Source organism: Streptomyces sp. A01 (assembly GCF_059026195.1).
Map to the genome: position 1 here is coordinate 66,281 of NZ_JBWLKN010000014.1, position 11,448 is coordinate 77,728.

11 protein-coding genes and 2 tRNA genes are annotated in these 11,448 nt (G+C 72.2%); 6 read left to right on the top strand and 7 right to left on the bottom strand.

Annotation, left to right across the window (positions count from 1 at the left end):
- Positions 1-127 precede the first annotated feature (127 nt).
- A complete protein-coding gene (locus AC5P1B_RS20135) occupies positions 128-421 on the bottom strand; it encodes a YiaA/YiaB family inner membrane protein (protein WP_493888699.1) in 294 nt (97 codons plus the stop codon).
- Positions 422-620: 199 nt separating this feature from the next.
- Between AC5P1B_RS20135 and AC5P1B_RS20140 the strand changes: the two genes are divergently transcribed.
- The 3 genes from AC5P1B_RS20140 (at position 621) to AC5P1B_RS20150 (ending at position 2,207) form a co-directional block, all read left to right on the top strand.
- Positions 621-694 (top strand) — tRNA-Pro (locus AC5P1B_RS20140).
- A gap of 450 nt (positions 695-1,144) precedes the next feature.
- Positions 1,145-1,990: a carboxymuconolactone decarboxylase family protein gene (locus AC5P1B_RS20145; RefSeq protein ID WP_493888700.1), complete on the top strand. Its 846-nt coding sequence runs from the start codon at positions 1,145-1,147 to the stop codon at positions 1,988-1,990.
- Between the two features lie 143 nt (positions 1,991-2,133).
- Positions 2,134-2,207 (top strand) — tRNA-Pro (locus AC5P1B_RS20150).
- 132 nt (positions 2,208-2,339) lie between these two features.
- On the opposite strand, the gene AC5P1B_RS20155 is transcribed toward AC5P1B_RS20150, so the two are convergent.
- Genes AC5P1B_RS20155 through AC5P1B_RS20165 form a run of 3 tightly spaced genes read right to left on the bottom strand, consistent with a single transcriptional unit; the run spans position 2,340 to position 4,263 of the window.
- Positions 2,340-3,173 carry a hypothetical protein gene (locus AC5P1B_RS20155; RefSeq protein ID WP_493888701.1) on the bottom strand — a complete coding sequence of 278 codons (834 nt, stop codon included), beginning with the start codon at positions 3,171-3,173 and terminating at the stop codon, positions 2,340-2,342.
- Entirely contained in the window at positions 3,170-3,622 is a 453-nt protein-coding gene (locus AC5P1B_RS20160) for a DUF6114 domain-containing protein (protein WP_493888702.1), read from the bottom strand. Before AC5P1B_RS20160 ends, AC5P1B_RS20155 begins: the two co-directional genes overlap by 4 nt.
- The gene (locus AC5P1B_RS20165; protein WP_493888703.1) at positions 3,613-4,263 is read right to left on the bottom strand and encodes a DUF6230 family protein; all 651 of its coding nucleotides are present in this window, start codon (positions 4,261-4,263) and stop codon (positions 3,613-3,615) included. Before AC5P1B_RS20165 ends, AC5P1B_RS20160 begins: the two co-directional genes overlap by 10 nt.
- A 290-nt stretch (positions 4,264-4,553) precedes the next feature.
- Between AC5P1B_RS20165 and AC5P1B_RS20170 the strand changes: the two genes are divergently transcribed.
- Together AC5P1B_RS20170 and dacB are read left to right on the top strand one after the other, a co-directional pair.
- Positions 4,554-5,054 carry a tetratricopeptide repeat protein gene (locus AC5P1B_RS20170; protein ID WP_493888704.1) on the top strand — a complete coding sequence of 167 codons (501 nt, stop codon included), beginning with the start codon at positions 4,554-4,556 and terminating at the stop codon, positions 5,052-5,054.
- 151 nt (positions 5,055-5,205) lie between these two features.
- Positions 5,206-6,801, top strand: a complete 1,596-nt coding sequence (gene dacB / locus AC5P1B_RS20175) for a D-alanyl-D-alanine carboxypeptidase/D-alanyl-D-alanine endopeptidase (protein ID WP_493888705.1) — start codon at positions 5,206-5,208, stop codon at positions 6,799-6,801.
- A gap of 191 nt (positions 6,802-6,992) precedes the next feature.
- On the opposite strand, the gene AC5P1B_RS20180 is transcribed toward dacB, so the two are convergent.
- The gene (locus AC5P1B_RS20180; RefSeq protein ID WP_493888706.1) at positions 6,993-7,943 is read right to left on the bottom strand and encodes an NADP-dependent oxidoreductase; all 951 of its coding nucleotides are present in this window, start codon (positions 7,941-7,943) and stop codon (positions 6,993-6,995) included.
- A gap of 70 nt (positions 7,944-8,013) precedes the next feature.
- Here AC5P1B_RS20180 and AC5P1B_RS20185 point away from each other — a divergent pair, with 70 nt between their 5' ends.
- Complete coding sequence (locus tag AC5P1B_RS20185) at positions 8,014-8,952, top strand: GlxA family transcriptional regulator (RefSeq protein ID WP_493888707.1); 939 nt, start codon at positions 8,014-8,016, stop codon at positions 8,950-8,952.
- A gap of 146 nt (positions 8,953-9,098) precedes the next feature.
- On the opposite strand, the gene AC5P1B_RS20190 is transcribed toward AC5P1B_RS20185, so the two are convergent.
- Together AC5P1B_RS20190 and AC5P1B_RS20195 are read right to left on the bottom strand one after the other, a co-directional pair.
- On the bottom strand, positions 9,099-10,556 hold the full coding sequence (locus AC5P1B_RS20190; protein ID WP_493888708.1) for an alpha/beta fold hydrolase: 1,458 nt from the start codon (positions 10,554-10,556) through the stop codon (positions 9,099-9,101).
- Between the two features lie 163 nt (positions 10,557-10,719).
- On the bottom strand, positions 10,720-10,989 hold the full coding sequence (locus tag AC5P1B_RS20195; RefSeq protein WP_493888709.1) for a DUF5133 domain-containing protein: 270 nt from the start codon (positions 10,987-10,989) through the stop codon (positions 10,720-10,722).
- Between the last annotated feature and the right edge of the window lie 459 nt (positions 10,990-11,448).

Below are 11,448 nucleotides of genomic sequence, written 5' to 3' on the forward strand. Positions count from 1 at the left end.
GACGTCCCGCCCTGGCGTGCGTCCCGGGCCGCTGCGAACACGACGCCGCAGCCCGTGGCGGGCCCGGCGCTGTGCCACCGGCGAGGCCGCCCGCGTCAGCAGGTGGCCCCGGTCCGCGCTCAGCCCGTCACATGCTGCCGGGCTTGAACACGTCCTGCTCGATGAGCAGCTTGTCGATCCGTGCCTTGTCCACGCGGTTCGTCACCTCGTCGACCTCCTGCCGGTCCCGCACGCACTTGGCCAGCGTGAACGCCGAGGTGACCACGAAGACCAGACCGAGCGCGAGAAACGCCCGCTCCCAGGCCCCGACAGGCAGCTTGGCGATGCCGACTGCGACAGCGGCCAGGGACAGGCCGAACGAGATCGCGGCCTGCACGAAGAACGCGGTGGTCGTCGGACGCTGGATTGAAGGAGTCGTCATGCACGTAGCGTGTCGGGCCCGTGACCCGGGCACATGAGTACGGCTACTCAGGTTGCCCTGGGTGCACCCCCCAGTACCGCGCGACGCCACCCGGACAACCAAGATCAACAGCCGGGAAAGGGGTGCGCGACCACCCGGTGAAGTGCGGTATTGTTCTCGTGCGCGGTCGGCCAGGGGGCAACCCCAGCCGGACAAGCATCGGGACGTGGCGCAGCTTGGTAGCGCACTTGACTGGGGGTCAAGGGGTCGCAGGTTCAAATCCTGTCGTCCCGACGGTGCTGAAAGGGCCTCGCGGCCAGGGAGAGATTCCTGGCCGCGAGGCCCTTCGCCGTTGGCGGGACGAGATCGTACGGCGCGTCGGCGGGCCGCGAGCGGCGCCCAGCCGACACGGTCCGGCGAGCGTGCCCTCCCCGCCGACGCACGGCCGGGGGCCTCGGACCGCTCGCGGTCCTGCCCCGCGCGGCACACCGGCCCCGGCGAGGCACCGTACGGCTCAAGGCCCCCGCTGACGCCCGGCGGCGCTCCGCGCGGGCAGCCTGGACACAGTATGGGCAGCGCGCGCGTCGCCGGACACCGGCGGCTCCCTCCCTACGCGGGGTCGGACCTCCTGGCCAGAGGGCTTCTGCCGGGCGGCGGATTTCCCTGCCGCTTCACCAGCCACCCCACCGCCCTGGCGGACTCCCGCTTGCGTGAGAGCGCACTCTCACACCTAGCTTGATTCCTATGGACACCACACCGCACTCCCCCGCCGCACCCGCCACCAGCGACGACCGCTACGCACGTGGGCTGGCCGTCCTGCGCGAGGTCAGTGGCGGCAGCCACGAGGCGGTGCTCAGCAGCCTGGATGGCATCGCCCCCGATCTGGCCCGCTACGTCGTCGAGTTCGGCTACGGAGACCTCTACTCCCGCCCGGGGCTCACCTTCCGGGAGCGCCAGTTGACGATCGTCGCGGCGCTGGCGGCCATGGGGAACGCCGCACCACAGCTCCGGTTCCACATCAGCGGCGCCCTCAACGTGGGCTGCACCCGCGAAGAGGTCGTGGAGACCCTGATCCACGTCTGCCTCTACGCGGGCTTCCCGGCCACACTCAACGGCGTCGCCGCGGCACGCGAGGTCTTCGCCGCCAACCCTGTGGCCCCGCATGCGGCAGCGCCCTCCGCCGCCGCGTCGCGCACCGCGTCGCCCGAGCGGGGCGGTGACCGGTTCAAGCGGGGCCAGGAGGCACTGGAGCGCGTCGACGGTCACGCCGGGCAGCAGGTGGTCGACTCTCTGCGGGACATCGCCCCGGATCTGGCCCAGTACATCATCGAGTTCGGCTTCGGCGACGTCTACTCCCGCCCGGGCCTGGACCTGAAGACCCGTGAGCTGGTCACGGTGGCGATCTGCACGGCGCTCGGCACCGTGGCGCCCCAGTTGCGCGTGCACCTCCACGGACTCCTCAACGTCGGCGGCACCGAGGAGGAAGCCATCGAGGTCATCGTGCAGATGTCCGGTTACGCGGGCTTCCCCGCCGCCCTCAACGGCGTCACCGCGGCACGGGAGGTCTTCGCTGAGCGGGCGGCGGGCTGAGGCCGGCGCGCACCGCTGCCCGCACGGCGGCCGCTCGTACCCGGACTGCCGGCAGGCGCGGGCCCGGTACGGAAGGGCGCCCCGGAGCATGTACGATGTAGCCATCTGACCTGCGGGAATAGCGAAGCAGGCGGATGGCACACCGGGACGTGGCGCAGCTTGGTAGCGCACTTGACTGGGGGTCAAGGGGTCGCAGGTTCAAATCCTGTCGTCCCGACGGTGTGGGAAGGGCCTGGCGGCCGGGGAGCAATCCCCTGGCCACCAGGCCCTTCTCGGGTTCCGGGCCGGATACCGGGCGCCTGCGGGCGGCGTTCCGTGCCCGGGGCACCGGCTCTCCTGCCCGGGTGACTCAGCCATGTCCCGTGGCGCACAGGTCGGCGGTTCCCAGCCTCATGTGGTCGCCCTCGGCGCGGGTCGCGCTCACCCAGAGTCCCTGTGCCCGGACGTCGGTGAGGACGATGTGCGGGATCGGCACCGGCGGCAGCGCGTAGGTGCTGACCGCGAGCGGCAGCAGCCCGAAGGCGCGCCCCTGGAGCAACTCGGCGCGCAGCCGCACGTCGCCGGTCAAGGTGATGCGGCGGGCTGTGGTGCAGGTGCCGCCCGTGCCGTCGGCCGAGGCGTACCGCAGGCGGAGGTGTTCGGCGACGAGTGAGTGGGCCCGGCAGGTGCCGGCGGCGCGCGGGGAGAACGGCGCGGAGCACAAGAGCCCGGTGACGGTGATGGTCCTCGCCCGCAGCAGGACCCGCTCGCCGACCGGGCCGCCGGGGACGTCAGCTCGACGGTGGTCGCTTCCCTGGCCTGACTCCGCCTCATCCCGGGCTTCGGGTGGGTAGCCGTCAGCACCGCCCAGGCAGGCGGCGAGAGCCTGCGCCGCACGGTGTGTCTGTCCGCCGGAGCCCGGGGTGCGGGTCGGAAGTGCGCGCTTCTCGCACGCTGCGGGCAGGGGGTTGTCCGGGGAGTCCGCCGCCTGCCGCGTGTTCGCGTACGCGGCACCGTCCGGCTCCGTGCGCTGGGTGGGGAAGCCCGCGAGCGCGGGCGCCAGCGGGGTCTCGGGGGCGCCGCCTGCCGGGGCTGTGGCGGGATGGACCGCGACCGCCGAGTGTGCGGCCAGCAGAAGCGCGGTCCACAGCAGCGTGGTGGCGGGCTGTTGTGGGCGGCGCTGACGGCGCGTGCCCCCGGTCATCTGACTGCCGGGCGCCAGGCTGTGGCGAGCGCGCCGCCGACGAGAGCGAGCAGCATCCCGACGAGGAACCCGCCGAGGTTGGCCATCGGGTAGGAGATGAGGCCCACGGCGATCGCCAGCCATCCGCTGAACCGCGCTTGTGCCGGACAGAGCAGCATGTGGACCGCGCAGGCCGTGAGGGCGAGGGCGATCAGCAGTGCCGCCGCACCGCCGAACCCCTGCATGGCCAGGAAGCTCGGGCGGCCCAGCGGGAAGTAGGCGATCTCAAGACCGGCGCCGAGCACCAGCACGCCTGCCGCCACCGGCCGTGCCCGCCACCGCGGCCCGACATGGCCGACGGCGCCGGCCGTGCCGTCAGCCGAGGTGGCGCCGACCGTGCCCGCACCGGACTCGGCACCGGCGCCCTCGTCCGGGCGGCCGGCCTGGGACTCCTCGTCGGTCAGAAGCACGGGTGCTCCCCCGGCAGGACGTACATCCGGGCGTTCTTCAGGCTGAACAGCCCCGCTGTCACCGACCATGAGCGCAGTCGCAACCGGTCGACGTTGAGAGTCTGGGACTGCTGTCCGTAGGCCCCGCGTGCGCCTGGCCGCCCCTGTGCGGCGTCGAGCGATGAGGCGTCGCGGCCCATCTCCACGCTGCCGAAGGACATGTCTCCCTCAAGCCGTGCCAGGTCGAGCACCAGGTTCCGCGCCTCGACGGGTTTCTTGGCGCTGGTGCGGATGAGGAGGGTGACCGCGCCGAAGGGGGTGTGCGCTACCGATGACTGGCACAGCCGGTACATGCGCGCCTCGCGGATGACGGCCACGGCCACCGGTCGGCGCTTTCCCGCCGAGTCCTTGGTGAAGGAGGCGTACTGCTGGGCCCCCTGGCCCTCCATGCGGTGCGCCGAGACCTTGAAGGTGCTGCCGGAGACGGCGAAGGAGACCGGTACGCCCGCCGCGGTCGTGGTGAGCATCGTGCCCACGGCCAGAATGGCGGCCAGCGTGGAGACGAGGGCGAACTTCCGCCAGTCCGTGGTGGCCCGCCGGGTGCCCACTGCGGCGACGCGGCCACGCAGGCCGCGCCAGGTGAGCGATCCAAAACGCCGCATAGCCGCCCTCTCCGCCCGCACGAATCATCGGTTTCTCCGGGACAAACGCGGCACCTGTTCGGAAGGACACGCGCCAACCCCCGGATGGCCGAAGACGAGAGGCGAGCGGGTGGATCGCGGTCCTGACACCCGCGGTGACCTCATCGGACGCGTCCGGCGCGGGATGGCTGCGGGACGGCTGCGGGACGGCGGCGGGACGGCGGTCGGCACCGGTCTCCTCGCGGCTCGCGCGCTTCCCTCCCCCCGGAAGACTTCCGAGCCCGCGCCACCGGACCTGCGACGATGCCTGCATGAGTGCGCCTACGAGAGACGACCTGCTAGCCGAGGCCGTGCGGTTGCGCGAGCAAGGGCAGCAAGAAGAGGCCCGCGAGCGGCTGCTGGCCCTCGCCGCCGAACACCCCGACGACGCCGAGGTGGCCTACCAGACGGCCTGGTCCCACGATGTGCTGGGCTTGGAAGCCGAGGCCGTCACGTACTACCAACGGTCCCTGCACGCGACCGGTCTGGGGGCCGAGGACCGCCGGGGCGCGCTGCTCGGCCTGGGAAGCACCTACCGCGTACTCGGCCGGTATGCCGAGGCCGTCGAGACGCTGCGCCGAGGGGTGGCGGAGTATCCCGACGACGGGGCCCTGCGGACGTTTCTCGCGATGGCGTTGTTCAACGCCCAGGAGCATCACGAGTCGATACGGACCCTGCTGCGACTGGTGGCCGCCACCAGCCAGGACCCTCATGTGCGGCAGTACAGGAAGGCCATCGAGCACTACGCCGAGGACCTGGACGCAACCGTGTGAGCCCGCCCCGGCGCGGCGGGCGGCCGCCGGCCGCCGCGCCGGGCACGCCGTACGCCGCATGCCGCCACTTGGGCCGCCACGGTGCGGACCCGGCGGCCACCGGGGGCGGCGTACTGTCGCGACGGCCCGTCATGCGGGATGCTCCGGTGGCATGAGGAGAGCCGCGCATCGCGTGAGTCGCAAGAACCGCCTTGGTCGCGCCGGGGCCTTCGCGCTCGTCATCGGCCTGCTGTCCACGCTGAGCTGGAGCGCGCCCGCGGGCGCCGACACCTCCCGGACCCGCCTGACGGAAGCCATCGACGTCATCCTCGCCGACCCCCGCATGGACGGCGGCTCGGCGAGCGTGGTGGTCGCCGACGCCGCCACGGGAGACATCCGCTACGAGCACCAGCCCGCTGACCGGCTGATGCCCGCGTCGAACACCAAAGTGCCCACGTCGGCAGCCGCCATGGAACTGCTGGGCCCGGCCTACCGTTTCAGCACCGACGTGCTGACCGACGGCGGACGCGGCGGCCCGGTGCTCAGGGGGAATCTGTATCTGCGGGGAACCGGCGACCCCACGATGCTCGCCAAGGACTACCAGGCGCTGGCCGCGCGGGTCGCGGACGCCGGGATCAAGCGGGTCACGGGGCGGCTGATCGCCGACGACACCCGGTTCGACACCCAGCGGCTGGGCCGGTCGTGGGCGGCCGATGACGAGTCCTCGTACTACTCGGCGCAGATCTCGCCGCTCACGCTCGCCCCCGACACCGACTACGACGCGGGCACCGTCGTCGTCCAGGTCTCCCCCGGCGACCGGCCCGGTGCCGCACCGAAGGCGCGGGTCACCCCGGACACCGACTACGCGGGCATCGACCTGCGGGCCACCACCGTCGCCAAGGGTGAGCGCCAGACGCTCTCCGTGGAGCGGCAGCACGGCGGCAACACCCTCACCGTCAGCGGCGGCATCCCGGTCGGCGCCGCCACGACCAAGCAATGGGTCAGCGTCTGGGAGCCCACCGGATACGCCGCCGAGGTGTTCAGGGACGCGCTCACCGAGCACGGCGTGCGCGTCAGCGGCGGCACCCGGCTGGGCAAGCCGACACCGAAGGACGCCAAGCCGCTCGCCAGGCACCGCTCCATGCCGCTGTCGGAGCTCATGGTCCCGTTCATGAAGCTGTCCAACAACAACCACGCCGAAGTACTGACCAAGACCATCGGCTACGAGACGTCGGGCGCGGGCACCTGGAGCGCGGGGCTCGCGGCGATCGGCGGATTCCTGAAAAAGGAGGGCGTGGACACCGGCACGCTGCGCCAGGTGGACGGCTCGGGCCTGTCACGGCTGAACAACTTCACGGCGGGCCAGCTCTCCACGCTGCTGCTGTCCGTACGGGACGCCCCCTGGTACCCCGCCTGGCACGCCTCACTGCCGGTGGCCTGCGCCCCGGACCGGATGGCGGGCGGCACGCTCCGCTCACGGATGTGCGGCACACCGGCGGAGGGCAACGCGCGCGCCAAGACCGGCTCACTGACCGGCGCGTCGGCGCTGTCCGGTTACGTCACCGACGCGGGCGGCCGCGAACTGGTCTACAGCATCGTCCTGAACAACCATCTGGCCCCGTCGGTGAAGAGCATCGAGGACGCCATCGTGGTCACCCTCGCCTCCTCGGAGGAGGACCACGTCAAGGCCGTCCGGCCGGGCACCGACCGGTCCGCCGCCCCGGCCGCCGACCTGGAATGCTCCTGGACCAAGCCACGGCGGTGCTGACCGGCGGACCTCGCGGCGCCGGGCGCCTCCGGCCATGGCCCGCAGGCCGTACGCCCCGGCCACCCCGCTGACCCCGTCGGCAGGGCGCGCGCCACGGGCCGGGCACGCGGGAGAACGTGCCCGGCCTCAGCACGTGCCCGCCCGCCGCCACTTGGTGGTTCCGGCCCGTCCGGCGGTTCCGGCCGGCGGCCTCACCGCACGACGAGGACCAGCTTCCCCGTGGTCCGGCCGGTCTCCCCCCGCTCATGGGCCTTGGCCGCCTCTGCCAGCGGGAAGGTCTCGGCGACGGTCGCGCGGAGCTCGCCCGCCTCGACCAGTCCGGCGAGGGCGTCCATCCCGGCGTGGTCCGCCTCGACGATCAGTGTCTTCGCCCGCACCCCGAGCCGCTCGGCCTCATCGCTGAGCTGCTGCTCCTCGTACGGCAGGATGGAGACCAGGAGTCCGCCCTGCCGGAGGGTGCGCAAGGAGCGGCCACGGTAGTCGCCGCCGATGGTGTCGAGCGCGACATCGACGTCGCTGACCGCTTCGGCGAAGTCGGTCGCCCGGTAGTCGATCGTCTCGTCCACCCCCAGCCCGCGCAGGAACTCGTGCTTGCCCGCACTGGCCGTGCCGATCACGTACGCGCCGCGCGCCTTGGCGATCTGCACGGCGAGGTGGCCGACGCCGCCCGCCGCCGCGTGGATCAGCACGCGCTGCCCCGGCTCCACCCGCGCGGTGTCGACGAGGGCCTGCCACGCGGTCAGCCCGGCGAGCGGCAGAGCCGCCGCCTGCACATGGTCGATCCGGGACGGCTTGCGCGTGAACACGCGTGTGGGCGCCGTGACATATTCCGCGTGGGCGCCTGCGCCATACGGGTAGGGCAGCATGCCGAAGACCTCGTCGCCCGGCTGGAACAAGGTGACGCCGGGACCGGCCTCCTCGACCACCCCGGAGACATCCCAGCCGAGGACGAACGGCGGCTGGCCAAGAAAACGTGCGCTCGCCCGGTGCTTCCAGTCCGTCGGGTTGACCCCTGCCGCGTGCACCCGGACCAGCACCTCACTCACCCTGGGCCGCGGGCGCTCCAGCTCCACTTCCTCCAGCACCTCGGGCCCGCCGAGGATGCTCTGACTCATCGCGCGCATGGTGCTCCGTGTACTCATGACTCCAACAGTGCCGTCAGTCAGCCACGATGCCCATGGCAAGATGGTCAACGTTCGATAGGATCGTGCCATGCATCGTGTCGTCGTGCTGGCGCTCGACGGGGTCTACCCCTTCGAACTCGGCATCCCCCAGCGGATCTTCGGCTCAGCCGACGGCCGGTACGAGGTGCTCACCTGCACCGTCGATGGCCGCCCGGTGCGCAGCGACGCGGATTTCACCATCGGTGTCGAGCGCGGCCCGGAGGTGTTGCGCACGGCCGGGACCGTCGTGATCCCGCCGTTCGACCTGTCGCTGGCCACCGCGCCACCGGCCCCCGCGGTGACGGCGGCGCTCGCGCTGATCCCGCCGGGCACCCGCATCGTGTCGATCTGCACGGGTGCCTTCGTCCTGGCGGCGGCGGGGCTGCTCGACGGACGCACGGCCACGACGCACTGGGAGCTGGCCGACAGCTTCCGGCGGCTGTTTCCGCGGGTGGCGGTGGACCCCGGAGTGCTCTTCATCGACGACGGGGATGTGCTCACCTCGGCCGGGGCCGCGTCCGGTGTCGATGTCTGTCTGCATGTCGTACGCAACGACCACGGCAGCGCGGTCGCCAACCGTGTGGCCCGCCGGTGCGTGGTCCCGCCGTGGCGTGACGGCGGCCAGGCGCAGTACATCGAGCATCCTGTTCCCGAGCCGTCCGCGCTGGGCACGGCCGCCACCAGGCAATGGGCGCTGGAGCAGCTGCATCTGCCGCTGGCGCTGGCCGACCTCGCGGGGCACGCGCGGATGAGCATGCGGACGTTCGCGCGCAGGTTCCACGACGAGGTGGGGGTGAGCCCCGGACGGTGGCTCATTCAGCAGCGCGTCTCCCGGGCGCGCCAACTGCTCGAATCCAGCGATCTGTCCGTGGACCAGATCGCCGGTCAGGTGGGGTTCGCGACCGGCGCGTCGCTGCGGCAGCATCTGCACGCCGCCATCGGCGTCGCGCCAGCGGCGTACCGCCGCACCTTCCGTGCCGTCCGATAAGCCGTGTCCGGCGGATCGGGCGGATCGTGGTGGGGAGGGGGCCCTGTCCGTGCGTCGCGGGCCGCGGGTCCGTCGTGGCTGGTCGCGCGGCCCCCCGCGCCCCTGACGGGGCACCCCTGCCTGGGCCCGGCGTACTCGCGACCGCGTCAGCCCTCGCGCGGTGGCCCGGTGAGGTCGAAGGCACGCGGCATCGGGGCGGGGGTGTACGCGACGAAGCGCGTGCCACGGGACCCGCCCCGGTCGTCGGAGCGGGCGTTCATGGCGCGCGGACCGGTGTCACCCCAGCGGCCGGTGGCGATGCGGTGGTCGATCGTCTTGATGGCGGTGAGCAGCTCGCCCTCGGTGAAGGTGCAGTGGCCGGGGCGGTCCACGTAGGTCTGACGCAGCAGCCGGGAAGCCCCGGCCTTGCGGACGGTGTCGCCGTACGCGTCCTCGTTCTGTACGGGCACCAGGCCGTCGTGGATGGTGTGGACGTTGAGCTGCGGCTTGGTCAGCTTGCCGGTGAAGGCGGAGGTGCGGGCCATGAAGGCGACGGCCCGGGGGTCGGCCTTGATACGCGGAGCGCCGCCCAGGGCCTTCAGGTCCTTGCCGAGCGAGCGCCCGGCCGCCGCGTAGTGCGCCTTGACCCCGGCGGCGTGCGGGGAACGGGCCAGCCGTGCGGTGTAGTTGATCCCGGTGTTCCAGGACATGCCGCCGCCCGCGCGGCCTTCGGCTTCCTGGCGCCACGTCGTGGACGAGCGGATCAGCAGCTTGGAGATCACCGCGAACTGGTTGGCCTCCACGGTCTTCCAGTCACCGGTTCCCGGCCGCTTCTGGTCCGGCGCGTTGTACCCGGCGACGCCCGCCAGGGACGCCGCCAGCGCGATACGGGCCCGGCCGCCCGGGGAGCGCTGCGCGTGGTGCAGCGCCCTGGTGAGCGCGACGGCCGAGGCGTGTGCCTCGGCCGGACTCCTGAAGGCGGCCAGCCGGGGGCGGCTGTGCGGAGCGAGGAGGGTGCGCAGCGCGAACGTCAGGTCGAGCTGGGAGTTCCAGCGGGCGACGCCGCCCGCCTCCGTGCCGCACAGGGCCAGTGATCCGTCGATCTGCTTCCCGTACCGCTCCGCGATCTTGCTGCTGATCATGCCGCCGAGGGACGCGCCCCAGACGATGGTCCGGTCAGCCGGGCCGAATCTCTGCTGGAATCTTCTCAGCGTCGCCATCTGGTCGGGGACCGCCCTGTCGGGCACCCAGCCCGTGGAGGCGTAGGAGGAACCGATGAGCGCGTAACCGTCACCGAGCAGCCGTTTCCTGGTGTCGCCGACGTCCGGCACGTTCTTGGCGGGGTTCGGCTGGCCGGGAGGCGTGCCGGCGACCATCCCGTGGCCGTACAGCAGCACGGTGCCGTTCCAGTCGGCCGGTACGTCCATGACGTACCGGGCGCCGTCAGGCAGTGTTCCAGTGACGTGCCGGGCCGTGTTGTCACGGTCATCGCGCTTGTCGCGGCCGCCGCCCGGCGGGCCGCCGTCGGAGCCGGACAGCGCGAGCGCCGCGACCACGGCGAGGGCGGTCACACCTGCGAGACAAGCGGCGAGGAGAAGGCGGCGGCTGGGCGGGGTGCTGCGCATCGAGGTCCTCCGGCAGCGACTGCTGCCTGACGGAAGCTGGGCCTCGCCGAACGCTACAAGATCCGCCGCGCGCTCCTGACAGGCCGGCTCGCGAGGCCGTACGACCCCGCGGCGCGGCAGTCGTGCCGCGCCGGGCCGTCGTCCTCACCGCACGTCCGCCGGGTCAGACCTCGCTGGATATCGACTGGTGCGAACCGCCGCCACCCGCTGAGCTCAGGATGGAGTCGTCCCGGACCTTGGCTCCGGGCAGCTGGTATTTGGCTGAGATCAGCGCGGTGTCGACGTCCCGCGTTCCGGTGGACACGCACAGGGTGTAGGCAACATCTTCCATCCGCTGGCGCGCTGCTGGGTCACCTGCTTCCGCATGCAGCGCCCGGAGGGCCTCGTACTGTTCAACGAGCCTCTTCAGTACCGCGGGGTGAGCCATCAACACGGGAATCTCCTTTCGGCGCCGGAACTGCCAAGCGTCCACCGCTCGGCTACCCGGCACACCAACCAACATGCCTCGCGCCTCGGGCACCCGCATCCTGAGCGGGCGAAGCCGCCCGTTGAGGCAGCGGCCGGCGCGTTTTGATCGTGTTCTTGATCGCATTCTTGATCGCGTTCTGTGGGCGTCGAACCGCCCCGACGGTGCACGGTCCAGGAACCGTTCGCGAAGGGCCGGAGGCCACTCCCGGAGGCTGGACGCCAGTCCGGGTCGCGCGGTCGGTTCCGACCAGATCAGACACGTTCCACCGCGCCCTTGGCACGCTCTGCGCGGCTCCAGGCACATCGTGGCGCGGCTTCACGGCACATAGTGCCTATCAGCAAGCGGGAATAACGGTCTGTAACAACGCTACCACTAATGCGGCACGGCCGGGGTGTGACACTTGTCCCCCGACATCCCCGGCGC

What these genes read in the sequence shown, in the direction of transcription:
- AC5P1B_RS20135 (WP_493888699.1), bottom strand. Translation starts at nt 421, where the DNA reads ATGACGACTCCTTCAATCCAGCGTCCGACGACCACCGCGTTCTTCGTG.
- AC5P1B_RS20145 (WP_493888700.1), top strand. Translation starts at nt 1,145, where the DNA reads ATGGACACCACACCGCACTCCCCCGCCGCACCCGCCACCAGCGACGAC.
- AC5P1B_RS20185 (WP_493888707.1), top strand. Translation starts at nt 8,014, where the DNA reads ATGCATCGTGTCGTCGTGCTGGCGCTCGACGGGGTCTACCCCTTCGAA.
- AC5P1B_RS20155 (WP_493888701.1), bottom strand. Translation starts at nt 3,173, where the DNA reads ATGACCGGGGGCACGCGCCGTCAGCGCCGCCCACAACAGCCCGCCACC.
- AC5P1B_RS20165 (WP_493888703.1), bottom strand. Translation starts at nt 4,263, where the DNA reads ATGCGGCGTTTTGGATCGCTCACCTGGCGCGGCCTGCGTGGCCGCGTC.
- AC5P1B_RS20170 (WP_493888704.1), top strand. Translation starts at nt 4,554, where the DNA reads ATGAGTGCGCCTACGAGAGACGACCTGCTAGCCGAGGCCGTGCGGTTG.
- dacB (WP_493888705.1), top strand. Translation starts at nt 5,206, where the DNA reads ATGAGGAGAGCCGCGCATCGCGTGAGTCGCAAGAACCGCCTTGGTCGC.
- AC5P1B_RS20190 (WP_493888708.1), bottom strand. Translation starts at nt 10,556, where the DNA reads ATGCGCAGCACCCCGCCCAGCCGCCGCCTTCTCCTCGCCGCTTGTCTC.
- AC5P1B_RS20180 (WP_493888706.1), bottom strand. Translation starts at nt 7,943, where the DNA reads ATGAGTACACGGAGCACCATGCGCGCGATGAGTCAGAGCATCCTCGGC.